This window comes from Halomonas sp. 25-S5, from assembly GCF_029889845.1.
Lineage (GTDB): Bacteria > Pseudomonadota > Gammaproteobacteria > Pseudomonadales > Halomonadaceae > Halomonas.
In genome coordinates, this window is the sequence record NZ_JARANV010000010.1 from 37,221 (window position 1) to 59,746 (window position 22,526).

Sequence of the window (22,526 nt, forward strand, 5' to 3'; positions counted from 1 at the left end):
AAGTCATGGCTGACATCAACATTCACTCGCTCAAGGCGCTGGCGATCTTCAAGACCTTGTTCGAGGCCGGGAGCGCCTCGCAGGCGGCCAGGACGCTGGGCATCACTCAGTCGGGGGTCAGCCGCTCCCTGTCCCAGCTGGAACAGAATCTGGGGCTCGAGCTGTTCCTGCGCGAGAAGAACCGCCTGGTGGCCACCCCCGAAGCGCGGGAGCTCTATGAGGAGATCCTGCGCCTGATGGGCAATATCGATGAGCTTCGCCACAGCGTGCTGGCCCTCAAGGAATTCGGCACCTCGCGGCTGCGGATTGCCGCGATCCCCGGCCTGGCCTTCGGTTTCGTGCCGCGTCTGGTGGCCGCCCTGCTCGAGGATAACCGCGGGTTCAGCATCAGTTTCGACATGATGTCGAGTCATGACGTGCTCCGGGAGGTGGAGTCTGGCCATGCCGACATCGGCTTCGTGACGCTGCCGGTCACCTCGCGCGTGCTGCGGGTAGAGGAGTGGCTGACCACCCAGGCCCGTTGTCTGGTCCCCAAGGGCCATCCCCTGGGGACCCGCGTAGCGGTGACCATCGGCGATCTCAAGGACCAGTATCTGGTGATCAGCAACCAGCCCAATGTCGGCGCCGACCCGCTGCTCAACCTGGCCACCACTCACGGCATCCATATCGCCGGCAAGACCGAGGCCAATATCGGGGCTATCACCGCGTTGGTGGCCAATGGCGTCGGTATCAGCGTGATGAACCCGATCACCGCAACCGACCAGCTCTCCCAGCGAGATGGGGTGGTGATGCTGCCTTTCACCCCCGAGATCGACTTCAGTTTCGGGCTGGTCTATCGCGAGGACTGGAAGCATGCTCGGGCCCTGGACTTCATCCGCGCCTGTGGTCGCGACCTGCTGCGGGACTATCCCGGTTGACGACCACCGCTGTGCCTTTCCTCGCTGAGATACCCTGCCAGCGTGATGACCGTGCACTCTGGCCGGCGACAAGTTTGGCGTTCGCGCGGGGCGAGATTTTACTAGAATATTGAAGAGCGCCTGGGACCGGGAAGCATAATGCACGACGATCTGTGGTATGACGATGCTGTTCGGGTGAGGCGCGGTGCCGGTATCGCAGTCGGCCCGCTCCTGGGTGATCCACGGTGATGAGACGGTCGCAGCAGCGCATCGTGCTGCTGGCCATGCTCGGCATCCTGGTCACCGGGGCCCTGGTGGGCCTCGCCACGGCCTGGCCGCTGTTCCAGGCCCAACGCCAGGCGCTGGAGACCAACACCCTAGTCAGCGCCTCGGCCCAGGCGGAATCCCTGGAGCACCTGCTGGCGCGCTATCGGGACCTGGCCAGGCAGTTCACCAGCCGCACCGAGATCCGCCGCCGCTTGGCACGCTATGCCGAGCAGGCTGTGGATCGTCAGTCGCTGGTCGCCTTCACCACGCCGCGCCTGGTGGATGCCATGTTGCAGTCCCCCGACGTGGTAGGGCTGGTGCGGCTGGGCCCGATGGGCCAGCCGCTGGTGACGATCGGCCGCACGCCCTGGCCGTCGCCGGGTCCTGAGCTGGCGGAGGCCACCCGGCTCGGCAGCATGCAGCTGGTACGTCATGACGATGAACTGCTTCTGGAGGTGGCGGCTCCGATCATCTCCCGGGACAGCGAGCGCATCGGCACCGACGTGCTCTATTTCAATACGACGGGTATGGCGGCGCTGCTCGCCGATGCCACGTCCTTCGCTGGCAACTCCCGGCAGTGGTTGCTGGGTCCGACCGGCGAGACCTTGCTGGCGGTGGATGCGGCGGGGGCGTTGACGCTGGCAGAAGCGGCGACCCTGGTTCCCGGCCGGGTCCGCGAGGCCCTGGAGGGGGGACGAGCCGGGCTGTTCCGCGAGGGCGGCTGGCGGGGTGAGCGGGTACTGGTGCATGTGCCCCTGGCCTCTCCCGGCTGGGGGCTGATGGTGCAGATTCCCGCCCGGGCGTTCTACGGTTCGGTCTACCAGGAGCTGCTCTGGCCCGCCATCCTGGTGCTGGTGCTGATGGCCCTGGGCGCCTTCGCCACGGCACGCACCATCAGTCCGCTGCTGTCGCGTATTACCGACCAGGCCGGGCGGCTGCGCATCTCGGCCAACTATGATCCGCTGACCGGCCTGCCCAACCGGGCGCATCTCAATCAGCGTCTGGACGGGGCCCTGGAGCGTGCCGACGAGGCCCAGGGGCAGCTGGCGGTGCTGTTTCTCGATTTGGACCACTTCAAGGACATCAACGACAGCCTGGGCCATCCGTTGGGAGATCGCCTGCTCCAGGCGGTGGGCCAGCGCCTGGGCCGGGTGGTGCGCGACGGAGACTCCCTGGGGCGGCTGGGGGGAGACGAGTTCCTGCTGGTGATGGAACATCTGCACGAACCTGCCGATGCCGGCCGGGTGGCACAGAAGCTGATCGATGCCCTGGTGCGGCCCTTCGATATCGGCGAGCACGAGATCTTCATCGGTGCCTCCATCGGCATCAGCCTCTATCCCCGCGACGGGCGCATCGCCGAGGAGTTGATCCAGCACGCCGACACCGCCATGTACGGTGCCAAGGCACTCAAGCGCAACACCTGGCAGTTCTTCACCCCCGAGCTGGGCGAGGCGAGCCGCGAGCGTTTCGCCATGGATACCGGGCTGCGCCGCGCCCTCGAGCGTGACGAGCTGGTGCTGCATTACCAGCCCCAGGCCAGGGTGGCGGGCGACCAGGTGTTCGGGGCCGAGGCCCTGGTGCGCTGGACGACCCCCGAGGGCCAGCTGATCGGTCCCGGGCGCTTCATCGCCCTGGCCGAGGAGGCCGGCCTGATCCATGCGATTGGCCGCTGGGTGCTGCGGGAGGCCTGTCACCAGGCGCGGCAATGGGAGCTGAGGGGCCTGCCGCTGCGGGTCTCGGTCAACCTCTCGGGGCTGCAGGTGGTGCAGGGGGACATCGTGGGTGACGTGCGGGCCGCGCTGCACCAGAGCGGGTTGTCGCCCTCGCGACTGGAGCTCGAGATCACCGAGGGCTTCGTGATCGGCCATGCCGACGAGGGGCTCGAGCGGCTTCATGGCTTGCGCCTGCTGGGCGTCGAGCTGGCCGTGGACGACTTCGGTACCGGCTACTCCTCTCTCTCCTACCTCAAGCGCCTGCCGGTGCAGTGCCTGAAGATCGACCAGTCCTTCGTTGCCGACGTCCCGGGTGACCTCGATGACGAGACGATCGTCGCCGCTATCCTGTCGATCGCCGAGCGCCTGGGGCTGGACGTGATCGCCGAGGGGGTGGAGACTGCCGAACAGCTGGCCTTCCTGAAGGCCCTGGGTTGTCCCGCCTACCAGGGCGACTACCTGAGTCCGCCGCTCACCGCCGAGCAGTTCGAGCACCGCTGGGGCGGCGGGGGACTGGTTCGCGAGGCCTGAGCTGGGCGCCGCTTCCCGCGAAGCGCCCCGGTCGCTAGAATGATGGGTTCAAGTCGGGCATCGGGCCTGGTCGTTGCAGGCCCCGGTGTCCGTCACCCCACAGCTGCTGTTCGCTTTACCGCAAGGATCCCGCGCTGCATGAGCTACCAGGTTCTGGCCCGCAAGTGGCGACCGCGTACCTTCCATGAACTGGTCGGCCAGGAGCATGTCCAGCGCGCGCTGGTCAATGCCCTGGACCAGGGGCGGTTGCACCACGCCTACTTGTTCACCGGGACCCGCGGGGTGGGCAAGACCACCCTGGCACGGATCCTGGCCAAGTGCCTGAACTGCACGGCGAACGGCCAGGGCGATGCCGGGGTGACCTCGACGCCCTGCGGCGAGTGTGACAGCTGCCGCTCCATCGACGAGGGGCGCTTCGTCGACCTGATCGAGGTCGACGCCGCCTCGCGCACCAAGGTGGAGGATACCCGGGAGCTGCTCGACAACGTCCAGTACGCGCCGACCCAGGGGCGCTACAAGGTGTACCTCATCGACGAGGTGCACATGCTCTCCACCAGCAGCTTCAATGCCCTGCTGAAGACCCTGGAGGAGCCGCCCCCCCATGTGAAGTTCCTGCTGGCGACCACCGACCCGCAGAAGCTGCCGCCCACGGTGCTGTCGCGCTGCCTGCAGTTCACCCTCAAGCACATGCCGCCCGAGCGCATCGTCGGCCACCTGGCCAAGGTGCTCGAGGCCGAGGGGGTGCCCTTCGAGGAGAGTGCCCTGTGGCTGCTGGGCAAGGCCGCCGAGGGCTCCATGCGCGATGCCATGAGCCTCACCGACCAGGCGATCGCCTTCGGCCAGGGTGAGGTGCATCATGCCGACGTGGCGGCGATGCTCGGCACCCTCGACCATCGCCATGTCCTGGCGCTGGTCGAGGCCCTGGCCGCGGTGGATGCCCCCCGGCTGCTCGCCGAGGTGGTTGCCTTGGCCGAGCAGGGGCCGGACTTCGCCGCGGTACTGGACGACATCACCGGCGTGCTGCATCGCCTTGCCATCGCCCAGATGGTGCCGGACGCCGTGGACAACGGCCACGGCGACCGCGAGGCGCTGCTTGCGCTGGCCGCGCGCTTCACCGCCGAGGACATCCAGCTCTACTACCAGATTGGCATCCAGGGCCGTGGCGACATGGAGCATGCTCCGGACCTGCGCACCGCCCTGGAGATGACCCTGCTGCGCATGCTGGCCTTCCGCCCCCAGGGTGTGCCGCGTCCCGCCCAGACGCCGCTGCCCATGCGCGGCCAGGGCGAGCCCGGCGGCGCTGGACCGGCCGGAGAGGAGCCGCCCCCACCGGGCGGATCGGCTCCCGAGGAGAGCTCGTCACCTCGGCCTGCCCAGGCTGCGCCCGAGACCGCCGACAAGAGTCCGGCGGCCAGCCCGCCTCCCGACACTCCCCCACCGGCGCCGGACGATGCGCCTCCCCCCTGGGTCGAGCGGGAGGAGGAGGGCGCGGAGCCGCCGGGGCAGCAGGCGATAGCAGCATCGCCGACCGCGGGGGCGCAGGCGCCCGAACTACCGGTTTCCGCGCCGGCTCCCGCGAACGGACACTTCAGCCACGCCGACTGGCTGACCTGCTTCGATTCGCTGGGGCTGGGCGGGCTGACCCGCAACCTGGCTGCCCACTGCATGGTCGAGGCCGACGACGGCGAGCAGCTGACGCTGCGTCTTGACCCCTCCCAGGAGGCCATGAGGGCCGAGGTCCACGTGACGCGCATTCGCGAGGCGCTGGCGGCCATGGGGGTCGAGCGTCGCCTGTCACTCGAGCCCGGGGCGTTGCCTACGGAGGTCGAGACGCCGAAGCAGCAGGCCGACCGCCTGGCCGCCCAGCGCCATGCCGGGGCGATTGAAGCCTTGAGCCGTGACCCCCATGTACAGAAACTGCAGCAGGCCTTCGGTGCGCGCCTGATCGAATCCACGGTCAAGCCCGCCGATGCCGAGGCTCGCGGTTGAGCCACGCCGCGGCCACCGAACACACCAACCACGAGAGGAATCCGCCATGATGAAGGGTGGAATGGGCGACCTGATGAAGCAGGCCCAGGAGATGCAGGAGAAGATGCAGCGCGTCCAGGAGGAGGTCGCCAAGGCAGAGGTCTTGGGCGAGGCCGGAGCCGGCATGGTCAAGGTGACCATGAACGGGCGCCATGACGTGATCAAGGTCGACATCGACCCCAGCGTCATGGAGGAGGAGAAGGAGCTGCTCGAGGACCTGCTGGCCGCGGCCGTGAACGACGCCGTGCGCAAGGTCGAGGCCAGCTCCAAGACCAAGATGGAGGAGGCCACGGCCGGCCTCAACCTGCCACCGGGCTTCAAGATGCCCTTCTGATCGACGCCGAGACGGACCGCCGATGAGCTTTTCCCCGCTGGTCGAGAGACTGATGGAGTCGCTGCGCGTGCTGCCGGGTGTCGGGCCCAAGACGGCCCAGCGCATGGCCATGCACCTGCTCGAGCGTGACTGCGACGGCGGCCGGCGCCTGGTGGAGGCGCTGGGCGTGGCGCTGGAACAGGTCGGCTACTGCCGACGCTGCCGGACCCTCACCGAGGAAGACGTCTGCAGCATCTGCACGAGTGCGCGGCGCGACGATGATGTGCTCTGCGTGGTGGAATCCCCCGCCGACCAGCTGGCCATCGAGGAGGCCGGCGGTTACCGCGGCCGCTACTTCGTGCTGCATGGCCATCTCTCGCCGCTGGACGGCATCGGCCCCGAGGATATCGGCCTCGACCAGCTCGAGGCACGTGTCGCCGAGGGTGCTGTGGAGGAGGTGGTGCTCGCCACCAACCCCACCGTGGAGGGCGAGGCGACCGCCCACTATATTGCCGCCCAGCTCTCGCCCCTCGGCGTGAGGCTCACGCGGCTGGCCTACGGTGTGCCCATGGGCGGTGAGCTCGAGTACGTCGACGGTGGCACCCTGAGCCGCGCCTTCAATGGTCGCCTGCCCTTCCGGGGCGAGTGACGCCCCTTTCCCTGCCGGAATCCTGCATGCCACTGACCCCCGAGATTCGCTGGATCGATACCCCCCAGGCCCTGGATGCCGCCTGCGCCGAGGTGGCCTCGGCCGACGTCATTGCCCTGGATACCGAGTTCTTCCGCGAGAGTACCTTCCACCCGGTGCCGGCGCTGATCCAGTTCGCCGCGGGCGGCCCCGCCTTTCTGGTGGACCCCCTGGAGGTGGCCTGTACCGAGGCCTTCCGGCGCCTGCTCTCGTCGGGACCGCTCAAGCTGCTGCATGCCTCCAGCGAGGACCTCGAGGTCTTCGCTCACTGGGCCGGCGTGCCGGTCGCGCCGCTGGTGGATACCCAGATCGCCCAGTCGTTGCTCGGCGAGGTGCCCTCCATGGGCTACCAGAAGCTGGTGGAGACCTGGGTCGGCGAGACCCTGCCCAAGGACGAGACCCGCTCCGACTGGCTCAAGCGCCCGCTTAGCGAGACCCAACGGCTGTATGCCGCCCTTGATGTGGTCTACCTGCTGGAGGTGTGGCAGCACCAGCGCGAGGCGCTGGAGCATCAGGGGCGACGGGCCTGGGTCGAGGCGGACTGTGCCGACCTGGTTGCCCTGTCGGCCCGCAGCGACGCCGCCGATGGCCAGTGGTACCGGCGCCATCGCCAGCTGTGGCGGCTCTCGCCGCGTCAGGTGGAGGCCTATCGACGCCTGACCCGCTGGCGCGAGGGAGAGGCCCGGCGCCGCGATGTGCCACGGGGCTGGTTGGTGCCCGACCGGCTGCTCTACGCCATCGCCGAGCAGCTACCGGAGAACCGCTTCGAGCTGGCCCGGGTCGAAGACCTCAAGCCGCCGCTGGTCAAGCGTGAGGGTGACGACTTGCTCAGGCTGGTCCGTGAGGCGCTGCACGTCGACGAGAGCGAGCTGCCGCCGGCACCGCTCTCGCCGATGGCCCCCGCGTTCAAGCAGCGCCTCAAGGCGCTGAAGAAAGTGGTGAATGCCGAGGCACAGGCGCTCGGCGTGGCGCCGGAGGTGCTGCTGAAGCGCCGTGACCTGGAGGCCCTGGTGGGCGCCGACCTCACGGGCCAGCCGTTGCCGCTACCCGGGAGCTGGCGCGGCGACCGACTGAATGCAGGCCTGACGGTGGCCCTCGAGGAGCTATCCGATGAGCGATGACCGCATGCGCGGTGACAAGCTGCTGTGCGAGGTCTTCAAGAGTTCGCTCCAGGAGCAGATGTATCTTTACGTGGACAAGCGCCAAGGCCTCGTGGAGGTGCCCCAGGCCCTGCTCGAGCGGTTCGGCAAGCCGCTGCCGGCCATGACGCTGATCCTCACCCCCGAGAAATCCTTGGGACTGGCCAGGGCCACGGACGTCATGGCCGCCATCCTCGAGAAGGGCTACTACCTGCAGATGCCGCCGGCCAAGGAGGACTACCTGATGGACCTCTATCGCACCCCCACCGAGGCGAGGTACTAGTTTAACGCGCCCGACCCCGCGCGAAACGCATCGGATCGCGCCCGGCCCCGCGCGAAACGCACTGGATCACGCCCGACGCTGCGTGCAACCCGTTCATCGCGCCTGACGCCGCGCAGGAGAGACCATGAGAGACCGGTTCTGGGAGCGCTTCGACCTGGAGGAACTCACCGACGAGGAGTGGGAAGCGCTCTGTGACGGCTGTGGCCAGTGCTGCCTGCTCAAGTTCCAGGACGAGGAATCCGGCGACCTGGCGGTGCTCAACGTCGCCTGCGAGCTGCTGGATATCCACAGCTGTCGCTGCAGTGACTACGCCCATCGCTTCGCGAGAGTACCCGATTGCACGCAACTGACCCCCGAGCGCATCGACGATTTCCGCTGGCTGCCGAGGTCCTGTGCCTACCGACGGGTGGCGGAAGGGCGCAAGCTCGCCGCCTGGCATCCGCTGATCGCCGGCGGCCCGGCGCGCATGCACCGCAAGGGCATCAGTGTGCGCAGCTTCGCGGTCTCGCAGCGCGAGGTTCCCGATGAGGAGCTCGAGGAGCACATCATCGCCATCCTGCCCATCGATGCCTGATATGACGCGGCTCGTCAGCCGATCTCGCGACGTATGAGACCCCTCGTACCCAGGTAGGTATTCCGATTCACCCTTCTGTGACAGCTGTTTCATGTCTCCGTCCTATGGCGCAGTTCATGGGCGGCTACGATGCTTTGCTGTGTGTAACAGAATGTTGGTCACGGTCACGGCGAATGTGACGGGTAACGCCCGGGAGCATGGGATAACGCAGAGGGGAAGAATCATGAAAGGCTTCAGGAAGCTTACGCTGGTGGTGGCGATGGGGGCCCTGGCCTCAACCGTCGCGTCGGCACAGTCGTCTCCATGGGGAACGGATCCGCTCAGCAACGACGAACTGGCCGCGATGTTCAACGACCTCCTGTACGAGGGCAGGGTGCTTGACGATCAGGAGATGGAGCAACTGTTGGCGTGGCTGCCGACACGGCAGAGCCCCGAGGAGTTGTTGCTGCTTTATCCCCCCGGGGCCGGTAATGACGAGAGTGGTGGCCCCGGCACCGTGGGTGATGGTGGCTCTGCGCCCGTGGCCGGTGGCGGGACCGGTGGCGATGACGGCGGCGGCGATGATGGCGGCGGCGATGATGGCGGCGGCGATGATGGCGGCGGCGATGATGGCGGCGGCGATGATGGCGGCGGCGATGATGGCGGTGGTTCCGGTGATTCCGGCGGCGGTGCTGGCGGTGATTCCGGTGGCGGCGCTGGTGGTGATTCCGGCGGTGGCGCCGGTGGTGGCGCCGGTGGTGGTGCTGGTGGTGGCGCCGGTGGTGGTGCTGGTGGTGGCGCCGGTGGTGGTGCTGGCGGTGGTGCCGGCGGTGGTAGCTGACGCGTCTCCATCCATTCAGTACGTAAGGGACCCGGCATCGGCCGGGTCCCCTTGTATCAGCAGATCAGGAGCAGCAGATCAGGCGTCTCTGCCCTCGAGCCCGAGCGCCCAGAGGATGAAGGCATCCTGGCGAGCGTTATCGTGCCAGGCCTTGAAGCGTCCCGAGGCCCCGCCATGGCCGGCGGCCATGTCGGTACGCAGGAGGATGGGGCGGCCTTCCGTCGGGCGGCGATCCGCGGGGCGGTCAGCCGCAGGATGGCCTTTACCGGCCTGGTCGCGGCCCAGTTCCTTGAGGCGGGCATAGAGCTTGGCAGGCTCCCAGTACGGCACCCGGGTGTCGTGCCAACTGCCCTGCAGGAATACTGCCGGCCAGGGCTGTGCCGAGAGGTTGTCCAGCGGTGAGTAGTTGCCGATGCGCCGTCGTGCCTCGGGTTCGCGGGGGTCGCCCCATTCGGTGTATTCCGCGGTGGTGAGAGGCAGGTCGGGGTTCTCCATGGTGCGCAGCACGTCGACGAAGGGCACGTCGAGGACGGCGGCACAGAAGGCCTCCGGAGCCAGGTTGAGGCTGGCGCTGACCAGCAGCCCCCCGGCACTGGCGCCATAGGCCGCAATGCGTTCGCCATCGCTGAAGCCCTTCTCGACCAGGGCGTCGCGGGCGGCGAGGAAGTCGTGGAAGCTGTTTGCCTTGTGCTCGAGCTTGCCGGCCAGGTACCAGGGCTCGCCGCGATCGCCGCCGCCGCGCACATGCGCTACGGCGAACGCCGCGCCGCGTGCCAGCAGTTCCAGCCGGGCGACCGAGAACCAGGGATCGAGCACCTCGCCATAGGCACCGTAGCCATACAGCAGAGTGGGCAGCGGGTGGCCGGCCAGGTCCGCACGCATCATCACCGAAACGGGGACCCGTTCACCGTCGTGCGAGGTCGCCCAGAGCCGTTCGCAGACCAGCTGCTCGGGCCTCAGGTCGCCGTGGATGGGCTGCTGCTTGAGGAGGCGCCGCTGGCCGCTGTCGAGGTCATGCTCGAGCCAGGTCACCGGCAGAGTGAAGGACTCCTCGCGCAGTCGCAGGCGGCGGGTATCGAAGTGGGGTGTGTCGCCCAGTACCAGGCTGCAGGGCAACTCCGGCAGTGGCAGCCGTTCGTCGCGGGTGATGGTGTGGTCGGCATCCAGCTCGAGGACGCGCAGGTGCACCTGGGCCTCGTGGTGGTCGCGTTCGGTGATCACCAGCCCCCAGTCGAAGGCGTCGACCCCCTCCAGGGTGTCATCGTCGCGCTGGGCGATCAGCGGCTGCCAGTCGCTCGCGGGGTCGGCCTCGCCCAGCCGCTGCTCGGCCATCACGTCCAGCCGGAAATGGGTGGCCTCGCGGTTGTGCAGCACATAGAAGTGGCCCGGGCGGTGGTCCAGGGCGTACTCCACTCCGCTTTGCCGGGGGCGGAAGCAGTGCGGCGCGGTAGCCGGCGCTCGGGCGGGGATCAGGTGGCTCTCGCTGGTGTCCTTGGAGGCGCTCTCCAGGACCAGCCACTCGCGGGAGCGGGTCATGCCGAGTCCCAGCCAGAACTCCGGGTCCTCCTCGCGCAGCACCAGCACCGGCTCGCCGGCCCTGTCATCCTCCAGCGGCAGGCGCCAGATGCTCTCAGGGCGCTGGGTGGCGTCATAGCGGGTGAAGAGCAGGGTGGCGTTATCCTCGGCCCAGCCGATCTCGGGGCCGATCTCCTCGAGCAGCACCCTGGGTTCACCGCCGGGCAGGTGCTTGAGATAGAGCCTGTAGGTCTCATCGCCGCGGGTGTCCTCGGTCCAGGCCAGCCAGGCCTCGTCCGGGGAGAGGGCCATGTCGCCCACCTCGAGGAAGTCGTGCTCGCTGGCCCTGGCCTGCAGGTCGAGGAAGCACTGCGTGGCATCGGGGTCGCCATTGGGATGGCGCCACCAGACCGGATAGTCGGCGTCTACCGCCGTCTCGCTCCACACCGTGTAGTGATCCAGCGGCGTCCTCAGCCCGTGCACGGCGAGTTCGCGGCGGGCCAGGTGGCCGTGGTAGAGGCGCTCGACCAGGTCGTCGAGGGGGGCGAACCAGCGGCGCGACTCCTGGTTGGCGGCCTCCAGGAAGTCGCTGACCGTTGGATCATCGCGGTTCTCCAGCCAGTGCCATGCCGGGTCGTCGGCGTGGCGCAAGCGGGTGACGGGGTCATCGGCAGGCGTCTCGGGGGCCTGGTCACGTGGCGGCTGTGCTTTCATTGCGCGAGATGTACCATACTCAGTGTATTTTCAAGAACGTGCGTCGTGGACGCACAGGTCGCGAGGTGGTGATGCTGATTTCGGATTCGATATCCCTACTATGGCTGGTCTATGTCGTGTTGTCGCTGGTGGTGCTGCTGACTGGCTACTTGGGACTGGCCTTCCTGCCGCGGTTGCCGCGGCTGGTGATCACCTGGCTGGTGGCCGGTGTGATGTGGACGCCGGCCCATTTCCGCCTGCCGCTGCTGGAGGAAGGCGAGTTCTACTCCGGCTTCGCCCCGGCGGTGGTGGTGGCGGCCGTGGCCTTCCTCGAGCGCAACGGCGCGGCCCTCATGCCGGCTACCCTGCTGGTCGCGGTGGGGGCCGGGCTGGGGGTCCTGGTGGGGCTGCTGTTGTGGTGGCGTGGCCGTCATCGCGACACCCTCGATGACGATGACTACGTGGACATGCATGACGAGGCGCCCGCCGGCCCCCGCCGCGGTGGCCGGGGCCAGCGCCAGGAGCCGATGATCGGCTAAGGAGCCCCGATGGGCGGGTATGGCATGGAAAGGCCCGTTGGCCGGCTGACCTGGATGCTGGCAATCGGCGGTGCCCTGTGGCTGTGGGCGAGCCAGGCGCCGGCACAGGTCGGCGAGGAGGAGCGGCCGGACGTCCGGGTGGTGGTCGATGTCTCCGGCAGCATGAAGGAAAACGATCCCGATCGCCTGGCGCTCAGTGCCCTGGACATGCTGGTGGCGCTGCTGCCCAACGGCGCCACGGCGGGCGTCTGGACCTTCGGTGAGACGGTCGACAACCCCCTGCCGCTGGGCGAGGTGGATGCGGCCTGGCGCGAACGGGCCCTGGCCCTGCCTCCGGCCCTGCAGGACTACCAGCAGTACACCGATATCGAGGTGGCCCTTCGCGAGGCGGCAAGGGCCGAGGCCAACGGCTGGCGCCACCTGGTGCTGCTCACCGATGGCGTGATCGATCTGTCACCGGCCCGGGGGGCCAAGCCCGAGGTCGACGAAGCCTCGCGCGAGCGCCTGGTGGACGAACTGGCCGCCGAACTGGCCGATCAGGGCGTGGCCATCCATGCCATCGCCTTCTCCGACGAGGCCGACCTGGCCCTGGTGGAGCGGCTGGCCCAGTCCACCGGGGGGCTGGCGGCGCTCGCGGAGAACCCCGAGAGCCTGCTGGGCGCCTTCCTCGACATCATCGAGCGTATCTTCCCCGCCGACCAGGTGCCGCTGGAGGAGAGGCGCTTCGTCATCGACGATGACGTGGAAAACTTCTCGGCACTGGTCTTCCACGCGCCCGACGATGCCCCCCTGACCTTGGTCGCGCCGGACGGCACGCGCTACCGGGCCGACGAGGCGCCGGACGACATTCGCTGGCAGGTGGAGCCTCGCTTCGACCTGATCCGGGTGCCCGATCCCCAGGTCGGCGAGTGGCGTCTCGAGGGGCCGGTGGGCGAGGGCAGTCGCATCAACGTCGCCTCCCCACTTCACCTGCGGCTCGCCGATCTGCCGACCACCCTCTATCTGGGCTTCGAAGTCCCGGTCCAGGCCTGGGTGGAGCGCGATGGTGACCCCCTCGGCGAGGAAGGCGAGGAACTCACCCTCTCGGTCTTGCTGCAGGACGCGGAGGGCAAGGCACAGTCCCGGATCACCTTGCAGGCCGAGGCGGGGCGCTTCCTTGGCCGCCTGCCGGCGCCGGCGCTGACCGGCAATGCGCGTCTGGTGATCCGTGCCGAGGGGGAGAGGTTTCACCGCCAGCGGGTGCAGGCGGTGAACGTGCTGCCGGCCATCGGGGCGGTGCATCGGCCCCGGCAGGGTCGGGTGGTGCTGGCCGCCGAGCATCCCCGGCTGAATCGCGACAACACCGAGATCCATGGCGAGCTGCAGGGAGAACGTCTCGAGGCCCGGGCGGTCGGGGCCTCGCGCTGGCATCTCGACCTGCCCGAGCTCGACGAGGAACTGAGCCAGCCACTGCTGCTCACGGCCACCCTCGAGCTGGATGGCGAGACCCGCGAGCTGGCCCTGCCGCGCCTGATACTCAACCCCGAAGGCCGCATCGGCATCGACCTGGCGGACGTAACCGGGCCGACCCTCGGGACCGAACGCGTCGAGAACGGGGAGCGCAGCGATTCCCCTCTGCCGCCCCCCGAGACCTCGGCCGACCGCTTCGTCGCCTGGGTCAATCGCCTGCCCGGACAGGCGCGTGATCTCTGGCAGGCGGGAGTGCCGGGCCTGCAGCGGCAGTGGGAGGCGCATCGCCATGATCCGCTTCTGTGGGCGGCCGTGGCGCTGGTGGTGGTGCTGTGGCTGGTGTTGGTGATCGGCCTGATCCGGCGTCGCCGCGTGCGACGCCCCGTACGCCGGGAGGAACCCCATGTGTGAATTGCTGGGCATGAGCGCCAATGTGCCCACTGACATCTGCTTCAGCTTCACCGGCTTTCTGCACCGTGGCGGGGGGACCGGGCCACACCGTGACGGCTGGGGTATCGCCTTCTACGAGGAGGGCGGTTATCGGGACTTCCGTGATCCCCACCCCTCGGTGCACTCCCCCATCGCCCGGCTGATCTGCGATTATCCGATCAAGTCGAACATCGTCATCAGTCATATCCGGCAGGCCAATGTCGGCCAGGTGCGCCTGGCCAACACCCATCCCTTCGTCCGCGAGATGTGGGGGCGCCCTTGGTGCTATGCCCACAATGGCCAGCTCGCCGATTGGCAGGCTTTGCCGCACTCCTTCTATCGCTCGGTGGGCAGCACCGACAGCGAGCATGCCTTCTGCTGGCTGCTCGGTGAGCTGCGCGGCGCCTTTCCTGAACCGCCGGATGATGACGCCCAGCGTCATGCCCTCTGGGGGACCCTGCACGGTCTCTGTGAGCGACTGCGAGGCCTGGGGGTTTTCAATCTTCTGCTGGCCGATGGCGACTATCTCTACACTTACTGTTCCACCAAGCTGGCCCATATCACGCGGCGGGCGCCCTTCGGCCGGGCAAGCCTCTCGGATGCCGAGCTGACGGTCAACTTCGCCGAGCACACCACGGCCGACGACGTGGTCTCGGTGATTGCCACCGAGCCGCTCACCGACAACGAGGAGTGGGTGCGCATGGTACCCGGCGAGCTGCTGGTCTGGCAGGGCGGCGTGATCCAGGCGCGCTTTAAAACGTAGGTTTCAATCGGGTGTTTTACAGCCGCAAAGGCGCTGGTATAAGGTAGGCGCAAAGAACAACAAGCCGGCTGATGACATCAGCCGCAGCGTGGAGACTGCCCATGAGCGAGAACGACAAGCCCGCCATCCTGACCGGTCAGCCCCTTGAGGGGCTCGACGCCTACGCCTCGGTGATGGATGTCTTCCACTCCTCCGTGGCGCGCTTCGCCGACAAGCCGGCGTTCAGCTGCATGGGACGAATGCTGACCTATGCCGAACTCGACCGCCTCTCCGGGGACTTTGCTGCCTGGCTGCAGCAGGAGACCACGCTGCAGCCGGGGGACCGCATCGCCATCCAGCTGCCCAACGTGCTGCAGTTCCCGGTGGCGGTGTTTGGTGCCCTGCGGGCGGGGCTGGTGGTGGTCAACACCAACCCGCTGTATACCGAGCGGGAGATGGCCCACCAGTTCAAGGACGCCGGGGTCCGGGCCATCGTCATCCTGGCCAACATGGCCGACAAGCTCGAACGCATCCTCGAGCGCACCGATATCCAGCATGTGGTGGTGACGCAGCTCGGGGATCTGCATGGCTTCCCGAAGCGCCAGTTGATCAATGCCGTGGTCAAGCACGTCAAGCGAATGGTGCCGGCCTACTCGCTGCCCGGTGCCACGCCGTTGCGTCAGGCCCTGAAGGTGGGCGCCGGGCGTCGCCATCAGGAAGTGACGTGCGGCCCCGACGACATCGCCGCGCTGCAGTACACCGGCGGCACCACCGGGCTAGCCAAGGGCGCCATGCTCACCCATCGCAACCTGGTGGCCAACATGCTCCAGGCTCGCCAGGCCATCGGCCCGGCGCTGACCGACGGCGCCGAGACCATCATCGCGCCACTGCCCGTCTACCATATCTACACCTTTACGGTGAACTGCCTGTTCATGATGGAGACCGGCAATCACTCGGTGCTGATCCCCAACCCCCGCGACCTGGATGCCTTCGTCAAGACCCTCAAGGGGCTCTCCTTTACCGGTTTCATCGGGCTGAACACCCTCTTCAATGCCCTGTGCAACCGCGAGGACTTTCGCCGTCTCGACTTCTCCCGGCTGCACCTGACCATCTCCGGCGGCATGGCCCTGACCCGGGCCGCGGCGCAGCGCTGGGAGGAGGTCACCGGCTGTCCGGTGGCCGAGGGCTATGGCCTGACCGAGACCTCGCCCATCGTCAGCTTCAATCCCGTGGATGCCGCCCAGCTTGGCACCATCGGCAAGCCGGTGGCGGGGACCGAGGTGAAGGTGGTGGATGCCGATGGTCAGGATGCGCCCTTCGATGCCGCCGGGGAGCTCTGCGTCAGGGGCCCCCAGGTGATGAAGGGCTACTGGAACCGGGACGAGGAGACCGCCTGTGCGATCGACGGCCAGGGCTGGTTTCATACCGGCGACATTGCCGTGCTCCAGCCGGATGGCTACATCCGCATCGTCGATCGCAAGAAGGACATGATCCTGGTCTCTGGCTTCAACGTGTACCCCAACGAGATCGAGGACGTGGTGGCGGCCCATCCCGGGGTGATCGAGTCCGCGGCCGTGGGAGTGCCCGACGAGACCAGCGGCGAGGCGATCAAGCTGTTCGTCGTCTCCCGGGACGAGACCCTCGATGCCGAGACCCTGCGGGCCTGGTGCAAGAAGGATCTCGCCGGCTACAAGGTGCCGAGGTTCGTGGAGTTCCGCGACGAGTTGCCCAAGACGAATGTGGGGAAAGTCCTGCGACGCCAGCTTCGCGACGAGGAGCGCGAGAAGCGATAGCTTTCTTCTTGCAACCTGATAGCCACGCTTGATGGTTCCGATTAGGCGTCGTCGTGACCTCGGCGTTACAATGCACTGCCCGCTCCGGGAGTCCTGGGCGGGCAGTTTTTTGATGACCGTGACCCGGAGACGACCGTAGAGACCGTGACCCCCGAGACCCGCCAGGCCCCCGCCGCGAACGCCCAGGATGCCGCCGAGCTCGACGCCCTGACCCGCGACCTCGATGATGCCCTGCGGCGCGACGTCCCGACCCTGGACAAGCGCCTGCGCGGGCTGCGCCGTCGACTGAGGGAGGGCAAGCCCGTGGACCGCGGCCTCGTCGAGGTGCGGTGCGCGCTCGAGCGTTCGCGGCAGCAGGTGGAACGGCGTCGGGCGCGGCCGGTGGCCCTCGAGTATCCGCCATCGCTGCCGGTGGCGGAGCGTCGGGAGGACATCCTCGCGGCCCTGCGCGGGCATCCGGTGGTGGTGGTGGCCGGCGAGACCGGCTCGGGCAAGACCACCCAGCTGCCCAAGCTCTGCCTGGAACTGGGCCTGGGGCGCCGTGGACTGATCGGCCACACCCAGCCGCGGCGCCTGGCGGCGCGCTCGGTGGCCAATCGCCTCGCCGAGGAGCTCCAGGTGCCGCTGGGCGAACAGGTGGGCTACCAGGTGCGTTTCACCGACCAGAGCAGCGACGACACCCTGGTCAAGCTGATGACCGACGGCATCCTGCTCGCCGAGACCCGCCACGACCCGGATCTGATGCGCTACGAGGCCATCATCATCGACGAGGCCCATGAGCGCAGCCTTAATATCGACTTCCTGCTCGGCTACCTCAAGCGCCTCACCGCGCGGCGCCCCGACCTCAAGGTGATCATCACCTCGGCAACCATCGACGTGGCCCGCTTCGCCGAGCACTTCGGGCGCACCGACGCCCAGGGACGGGGCCAGCCGGCGCCGGTGGTGGAGGTCACCGGGCGCACCCACCCGGTGGAGGTGCGCTATCGGCCGCTGGTGCGCGATGATGACGACGAGGAGGATCGTACTCTGCAGGAGGGCATCCTCCACGCCGTGGAGGAGATCGAGCGGGTCGAGCGCGACAAGCGCTGGTTCCATGGCCCGCGCGACATCCTGGTATTCCTGCCCGGTGAGCGCGAGATTCGTGAGACCGCCGACACCCTGCGCCGTGCCGACCTCAAGGGCACCGAGATCCTGCCGCTCTATGCGCGGCTCTCCAATGCCGAGCAGAACCGTGTCTTCGCCCCCCATGCGGGGCGGCGCATCGTGCTCTCCACCAACGTGGCGGAGACCTCGCTCACCGTGCCGGGCATCCGCTACGTCATCGACCCGGGGCTGGTGCGTCTCAGCCGCTACAGCTACAAGACCAAGATCCAGCGCCTGCCGGTGGAGCCGGTCAGCCAGGCCAGCGCCAACCAGCGCAAGGGGCGCTGCGGGCGCGTGGCCGAGGGGGTCTGCATCCGGCTTTACGACGAGGAGGACTTCCTCGCCCGGCCCGAATTTACCGACCCCGAGATCCGCCGCACCAATCTGGCCTCGGTGATCCTCTCGATGCTGTCGCTGCTGTCGTTGAACCCCGATGACATCGCGACCTTCCCGTTCGTCGATCCGCCGGATTCGCGTTTCGTCACCGATGGCTTCCGGCTGCTGTTCGAGCTGGGCGCGGTGGACGCGGACAACCGCCTGACCCCGTTGGGGCGCAAACTGTCGCGGCTGCCCATCGACCCGCGCCTGGCGCGCATGGTGCTGGCCGGCGCCGAGCAGGGGGGCTTGCGCGAGGTGCTGATCGTGGTCGCCGGCCTGGCGGTGCAGGATCCCCGCGACCGGCCGGCCGACAAGCGCCAGGCCGCCGATCAGGCCCACCGCCGCTGGCAGGACCCGGACTCCGACTTCGTGGCCCTGCTCAACCTCTGGAACGGCTTCGAAGTCGCCCGCGAGGAGCTCTCCGGTAATCGGCTGCGGCGCTGGTGCAAGGATCACTATCTCAACTATCTGCGCCTGCGCGAGTGGCATGACACCTTTCGCCAGCTGCGCCAGCTGCTGCGCGACATGCAGATCGAGGTACCGCCGCCGGCCCCACGGCTTGCCGCCGATGACCCGGCCTGGGACGACAAGAGCCGCGTGGAAGCCCGCCGAGAAAGCGCCGTGGCCCTACACAAGGCACTGCTCACCGGCTTGCTCTCGCACTTGGGCCTCGCCACCGAGAATCGCGAGTACCTGGGGGCACGCAACCGCAAGTTCCTGATCCATCCGGGGTCGGGCCTTGCCAAGAAGTCCCCCAAGTGGCTGATGGCCTTCGAACTGGTCGAGACCAGCAAGCTCTTCGCCCGGACCGTGGCCAGGATCGAGCCCCAGTGGATCGAACCGCTGGCCGGCCACCTGGTGAAGCGCTCCTATGCCGAGCCGCACTGGGAGATGAAGCGCGCCCAGGTGGTCGCCACCGAGCAGGTCACGCTCTTCGGCCTGCCGATCGTCGCCGGACGCAAGGTCCACTATGGTGCCATGGCCCCGCAGGAGTCCCGGGAGATTTTCATCCGCCGGGCACTGGTGGAGGGCGAGTTCAAGACCAGGGGCGACTTCTTCGCCCACAACCGGGCGCTGGTGGAGGAGGTCGAGGATCTCGAGGACCGGGCCCGCAGGCGCGATATTCTGGTCGACGAGGAGACCCTGTTCGCCTTCTACGACGAACGCATCCCCGCGGAGATCGTCAACGGCAAGGGCTTCGAGGCCTGGCGTCGGCAGGCCGAGCGCGAGAACCGCGACATCCTGAAGTTCGACCGCGCGGCCCTGCTGGCGCGGGAGGCCGGGGAGGTCACCGTGGCCGACTACCCCGACGAGCTGGTGCTGGGTGGCGTGCGCTATCCGCTTTCCTACCACTTCCAGCCTGGGGCCGCGGACGACGGGGTGACGCTGACCGTGCCGGCGGCCATGCTGCCCCAGCTGCCCCTGGCGCGGCTCGAGTGGCTGGTCCCGGGCCTGCTGCGCGAGAAGGGCATCGCGCTGATGAAGTCGCTGCCCAAGGCGGTGCGCCGCCAGGTGGTGCCGATTCCCGACTGGGTCGACGCCGCCCTCGAGGCCATGACGCCGGACGACGTGCCGCTCACCGAGGCGCTGGGTGAATTCCTGCGCCGCAAGACCGGTGTACGGCTCCATCCCGACGACTGGCGCCTCGACCAGCTGGAGCCGCACCTGGTGATGAACCTGCGGGTGGTCGATCACCAGGGCCGGACCCTGGGCCAGGGCCGAGACGCTCGTGAACTGGAGCGCCGCTTCGAGGCCGCCGCCGGGGAGGGCGCCCGGGCCCTGGCCGAGCAGGCCAGCAGCGAAGGCGAGCTCGAGGCCCTGCCCGAGACGCCCCTGCCCGAGTCCCGGGTCACCACCCAGGCGGGCATCCGGGTGGAGGCCTACCCGGCCCTGGTGCCCGCCAAGGAGGCCTTCCGGGTCGAGCTCTTCGACCATCCCGACAAGGCCCGCGAGGCCCATCGCCGGGGCGTGGTCAGGGCGGCCATGGAACGCCTGCCCGACCAAGTGCGGGCCATCGAACGCCTGAAGGGGCTGGAGACCTGTGCGCTGCTGTTCGCCAAGGTCGGCAGCAAGCGACAGCTCATCGATGACGTGGTGGCCGGGGTGTTTGGCCAGGTGGTGGCCAGCGAGGCGCTGCCGCGCTCGCGGGGCGAACTGGAGCAGCGCCTCGAGGCGACGCGCGATGCGCTGCTGCCCCGGGCGGAGGTCCTGGTGGCCACCCTGGAGCAGGCGCTCAAGGGGCACCTGGCCGTGACCAAGGCGCTCAAGGGGCGGCTGAACCTGGCCCTGGCGCTGGTCTACAGTGACCTCAAGGCCCAGATGCAGCAGCTGGTGCATCCCGGTTTCGTCAGCGAGGCGGGGGAGTGGCTCGAGGAGTACCCCCGCTACATGGACGCGGCGCTGATCCGCCTGGAGAAGGCGCCGCGGGAGCGCATGCGCGACCAGATGCACATGCAGGAGGTCCAGGACTTCGAGGCGCGGCTGGTGGCCCGCCGCGAGAGCGAGCGACGCGGCGGGGTGGAGGACCCGGTACTGGTGGAGTTCGGCTGGTGGATCGAGGAGCTGCGGGTCTCGCTCTTCGCCCAGCAGTTGGGCACGAGGTTCCCGGTCTCCACCAAGCGCCTCGAGAAGCGCTGGGCAGAACTCACAGGGAGAAAAGCATGAGCCAAGTGGTGATTACCGGGACGGGCCTCTTCACCCCACCACACGCCATCGACAACGCGGCCCTGGTGGACTCGTTCAACGCCTGGGTGGACGCCGAGAACGCGCGCCATGCCGCTGCCATCGCCGCCGGCGAGCGTGAACCGCTGCCACACTCCAGCACCGAGTTCATCGTCAAGGCCTCGGGCATCCACAGCCGTTACGTGCTCGACGCCGAGGGCATCCTCGACCCCGCGCGGATGCGTCCCCGGCTGCCGGAACGCGGCAATGACGCGCCCTCCCTCCAGTGCGAGATGGGCCTGGCCGCGGCGCGCGAGGCCCTGGACGCGGCGGGGGTCGAGGCCGCGGATATCGAGCTGGTCATCGTCGCCTGCTCCAACCTGGAGCGGCCCTACCCGGCCGTCGCGGTGGAACTCCAGGATACGCTCGGCGCGGGCGGCTATGCCTTCGACATGAACGTCGCCTGCAGCTCGGCGACCTTCGCCATCGAGACCGCCGCCAATGCCATCCGCGCCGGCAGCGTCAAGCGGGCGCTGGTGGTCGACCCCGAGATCTGCTCGGCGCACCTCAACTTCCGGGACCGCGACAGCCACTTCATCTTCGGTGATGCCTGCACCGCCATCGTGCTGGAGAGCGAGCAGGTCGCCACCGCCGAGGAGCGCTTCGAGATCCTCGGCGCCCGCCTGGTCACGCGCTTCTCCAACGCCATCCGCAACAACGCCGGCTTCCTCAACCGGGTCACCGACAGCGATCCGCAGGCCATCGACAAGCTCTTCGTCCAGGAGGGCCGGCGGGTCTTCAAGGAGGTCTGTCCGCTGGTGGCAGCGCTGATCACCGATCACCTGGCGAGCCTCGAGCTTACGGGCGGCGACCTGTCGCGGCTCTGGCTGCACCAGGCCAACCGCCACATGAACGACCTCATTGCCCGGCGCGTGCTGGGCCATGACCCGAGCCCCGAACAGGCGCCGATCATCCTCGATCGCTACGCCAACACCAGCTCGGCGGGTTCGATCATCGCCTTCCACCTGCACCGGGGCGACCTGCCACGCGGCGCGCTCGGGGTGGTCTGTTCCTTCGGCGCGGGATACAGTGCCGGCAGCGTGGTGGTGCGTCGCCAATGAGCGTCATGACAGGGAACCGCTGGGAGGCGAGAATGCCAATGAGACAAGGGCTGACGAGATGGGTCGGGCGGGGAGCACTGGCGTTTTTGCTGGTGGCCAGCGCGGGGTGCGCCACCAGCGGGGAAGTGCGGGAGCGAAATCCCGACGACCCTTTGGAGGGCTTCAACCGCAAGGTGTTCGCCTTCAATGATGTGGTCGACCGATACGCGCTCAAGCCCGCTGCCCGGGGCTACCGCTTCGTCACGCCGGACCCGGTGGAGACCGGTGTCGGCAACTTCTTCTCCAACTTGGGGGAGATTCGCACCGCGCTCAACAGCCTGTTGCAGGGCAAGGGCACCAACGCCAGCGTGGCCACCGGTCGCTTCCTGATCAACAGCACCGTCGGCATCGGTGGCCTGTTCGACGTCGCCTCGCGAATGGAGGTCACCGGCCGCGAGGAGGACTTCGGCCAGACGCTCGCTGTCTGGGGCCTGGGCGAGGGAGCCTACCTGGTGCTGCCGCTGCTCGGTCCGAGCACGCTGCGCGATACCGCCGGGCTGCCGGTGGACATGGTTACCTATCCGACCACCTACGTGGAGGATGACGAGGTGCGCATCGGCCTTACCGCCCTGAGGGTGATCGATGCCCGGGCCGGCCTGCTCGACCAGGAGGCGCTGATCCGGGGCGATCGCTACAGTTTCATTCGTGATACCTGGCTGCAGCAGCGCCGCTTCGAAGTCAGCGATGGCGAGCAGGGCGAAGATCCCTTCGTCAACGAGGAGTTCAACTTCGATGAGGCGGACTTCGATGATGCCTTCGCCGATTGAGGCCAT

Annotated in this window: 17 protein-coding genes; 15 read left to right on the plus strand and 2 right to left on the minus strand. The window is 68.2% G+C overall.

The features are described from left to right. The first annotated feature begins 5 nt into the window (after positions 1-5). From OP498_RS09085 to OP498_RS09120, 8 genes are all read left to right on the plus strand, one after another. Positions 6-917, plus strand: coding sequence for a LysR family transcriptional regulator (locus OP498_RS09085; protein WP_280547654.1), 912 nt, complete (start codon positions 6-8; stop codon positions 915-917). 227 nt (positions 918-1,144) lie between these two features. Continuing rightward, entirely contained in the window at positions 1,145-3,406 is a 2,262-nt protein-coding gene (locus OP498_RS09090; RefSeq protein ID WP_280553289.1) for an EAL domain-containing protein, read from the plus strand. Positions 3,407-3,544: 138 nt separating this feature from the next. Beyond that, a complete protein-coding gene (dnaX, locus tag OP498_RS09095) occupies positions 3,545-5,395 on the plus strand; it encodes a DNA polymerase III subunit gamma/tau (protein ID WP_280547656.1) in 1,851 nt (616 codons plus the stop codon). A gap of 46 nt (positions 5,396-5,441) precedes the next feature. Beyond that, the gene (locus tag OP498_RS09100; protein WP_280547657.1) at positions 5,442-5,768 is read left to right on the plus strand and encodes a YbaB/EbfC family nucleoid-associated protein; all 327 of its coding nucleotides are present in this window, start codon (positions 5,442-5,444) and stop codon (positions 5,766-5,768) included. Between the two features lie 22 nt (positions 5,769-5,790). Continuing rightward, positions 5,791-6,396 (plus strand): recombination mediator RecR, encoded by a 606-nt coding sequence (recR, locus tag OP498_RS09105; protein WP_280553290.1) that lies wholly within the window; start codon positions 5,791-5,793, stop codon positions 6,394-6,396. Between the two features lie 26 nt (positions 6,397-6,422). Further along, positions 6,423-7,556: a ribonuclease D gene (gene rnd, locus OP498_RS09110; protein WP_280553292.1), complete on the plus strand. Its 1,134-nt coding sequence runs from the start codon at positions 6,423-6,425 to the stop codon at positions 7,554-7,556. Then, entirely contained in the window at positions 7,546-7,857 is a 312-nt protein-coding gene (locus tag OP498_RS09115) for a YcgL domain-containing protein (protein WP_280553293.1), read from the plus strand. The genes rnd and OP498_RS09115 overlap by 11 nt, the downstream gene beginning before the upstream one ends. Before the next feature lie 124 nt (positions 7,858-7,981). Further along, complete coding sequence (locus OP498_RS09120) at positions 7,982-8,431, plus strand: YcgN family cysteine cluster protein (protein ID WP_280547661.1); 450 nt, start codon at positions 7,982-7,984, stop codon at positions 8,429-8,431. A gap of 274 nt (positions 8,432-8,705) precedes the next feature. Here OP498_RS09120 and OP498_RS09125 read toward each other — a convergent pair whose 3' ends face one another. Together OP498_RS09125 and OP498_RS09130 are read right to left on the minus strand one after the other, a co-directional pair. Continuing rightward, entirely contained in the window at positions 8,706-9,266 is a 561-nt protein-coding gene (locus OP498_RS09125; RefSeq protein ID WP_280553294.1) for a hypothetical protein, read from the minus strand. Positions 9,267-9,329: 63 nt separating this feature from the next. Beyond that, complete coding sequence (locus OP498_RS09130) at positions 9,330-11,480, minus strand: prolyl oligopeptidase family serine peptidase (protein WP_280553295.1); 2,151 nt, start codon at positions 11,478-11,480, stop codon at positions 9,330-9,332. A 71-nt stretch (positions 11,481-11,551) separates the two neighbouring features. On the opposite strand from OP498_RS09130, the gene OP498_RS09135 reads away from it, so the two are divergent. The 7 genes from OP498_RS09135 (at position 11,552) to OP498_RS09165 (ending at position 22,520) form a co-directional block, all read left to right on the plus strand. Continuing rightward, on the plus strand, positions 11,552-11,998 hold the full coding sequence (locus OP498_RS09135) for a hypothetical protein (protein ID WP_280549629.1): 447 nt from the start codon (positions 11,552-11,554) through the stop codon (positions 11,996-11,998). A gap of 24 nt (positions 11,999-12,022) precedes the next feature. Next, on the plus strand, positions 12,023-13,858 hold the full coding sequence (locus tag OP498_RS09140) for a vWA domain-containing protein (protein ID WP_280553296.1): 1,836 nt from the start codon (positions 12,023-12,025) through the stop codon (positions 13,856-13,858). Next, the gene (locus tag OP498_RS09145; protein WP_280553297.1) at positions 13,851-14,639 is read left to right on the plus strand and encodes a class II glutamine amidotransferase; all 789 of its coding nucleotides are present in this window, start codon (positions 13,851-13,853) and stop codon (positions 14,637-14,639) included. Before OP498_RS09140 ends, OP498_RS09145 begins: the two co-directional genes overlap by 8 nt. Before the next feature lie 101 nt (positions 14,640-14,740). Continuing rightward, complete coding sequence (locus OP498_RS09150; RefSeq protein WP_280553299.1) at positions 14,741-16,411, plus strand: AMP-binding protein; 1,671 nt, start codon at positions 14,741-14,743, stop codon at positions 16,409-16,411. Between the two features lie 144 nt (positions 16,412-16,555). Continuing rightward, entirely contained in the window at positions 16,556-20,596 is a 4,041-nt protein-coding gene (gene hrpA / locus OP498_RS09155) for an ATP-dependent RNA helicase HrpA (protein ID WP_280553300.1), read from the plus strand. Then, positions 20,593-21,714 (plus strand): beta-ketoacyl-ACP synthase III, encoded by a 1,122-nt coding sequence (locus OP498_RS09160; protein ID WP_280549619.1) that lies wholly within the window; start codon positions 20,593-20,595, stop codon positions 21,712-21,714. Before hrpA ends, OP498_RS09160 begins: the two co-directional genes overlap by 4 nt. A 32-nt stretch (positions 21,715-21,746) precedes the next feature. After that, positions 21,747-22,520 carry a VacJ family lipoprotein gene (locus OP498_RS09165; protein WP_280549617.1) on the plus strand — a complete coding sequence of 258 codons (774 nt, stop codon included), beginning with the start codon at positions 21,747-21,749 and terminating at the stop codon, positions 22,518-22,520. The last annotated feature ends 6 nt before the right edge of the window (positions 22,521-22,526 follow it).

Coding starts and splice junctions, on each gene's coding strand:
- OP498_RS09085 (WP_280547654.1), top strand. CDS start 6: ATGGCTGACATCAACATTCACTCGCTCAAGGCGCTGGCGATCTTCAAG.
- OP498_RS09090 (WP_280553289.1), top strand. CDS start 1,145: ATGAGACGGTCGCAGCAGCGCATCGTGCTGCTGGCCATGCTCGGCATC.
- dnaX (WP_280547656.1), top strand. CDS start 3,545: ATGAGCTACCAGGTTCTGGCCCGCAAGTGGCGACCGCGTACCTTCCAT.
- OP498_RS09100 (WP_280547657.1), top strand. CDS start 5,442: ATGATGAAGGGTGGAATGGGCGACCTGATGAAGCAGGCCCAGGAGATG.
- recR (WP_280553290.1), top strand. CDS start 5,791: ATGAGCTTTTCCCCGCTGGTCGAGAGACTGATGGAGTCGCTGCGCGTG.
- rnd (WP_280553292.1), top strand. CDS start 6,423: ATGCCACTGACCCCCGAGATTCGCTGGATCGATACCCCCCAGGCCCTG.
- OP498_RS09115 (WP_280553293.1), top strand. CDS start 7,546: ATGAGCGATGACCGCATGCGCGGTGACAAGCTGCTGTGCGAGGTCTTC.
- OP498_RS09120 (WP_280547661.1), top strand. CDS start 7,982: ATGAGAGACCGGTTCTGGGAGCGCTTCGACCTGGAGGAACTCACCGAC.
- OP498_RS09125 (WP_280553294.1), bottom strand. CDS start 9,266: ATGGATGGAGACGCGTCAGCTACCACCGCCGGCACCACCGCCAGCACC.
- OP498_RS09130 (WP_280553295.1), bottom strand. CDS start 11,480: ATGAAAGCACAGCCGCCACGTGACCAGGCCCCCGAGACGCCTGCCGAT.
- OP498_RS09135 (WP_280549629.1), top strand. CDS start 11,552: ATGCTGATTTCGGATTCGATATCCCTACTATGGCTGGTCTATGTCGTG.
- OP498_RS09140 (WP_280553296.1), top strand. CDS start 12,023: ATGGAAAGGCCCGTTGGCCGGCTGACCTGGATGCTGGCAATCGGCGGT.
- OP498_RS09145 (WP_280553297.1), top strand. CDS start 13,851: ATGTGTGAATTGCTGGGCATGAGCGCCAATGTGCCCACTGACATCTGC.
- OP498_RS09150 (WP_280553299.1), top strand. CDS start 14,741: ATGAGCGAGAACGACAAGCCCGCCATCCTGACCGGTCAGCCCCTTGAG.
- OP498_RS09160 (WP_280549619.1), top strand. CDS start 20,593: ATGAGCCAAGTGGTGATTACCGGGACGGGCCTCTTCACCCCACCACAC.
- OP498_RS09165 (WP_280549617.1), top strand. CDS start 21,747: ATGCCAATGAGACAAGGGCTGACGAGATGGGTCGGGCGGGGAGCACTG.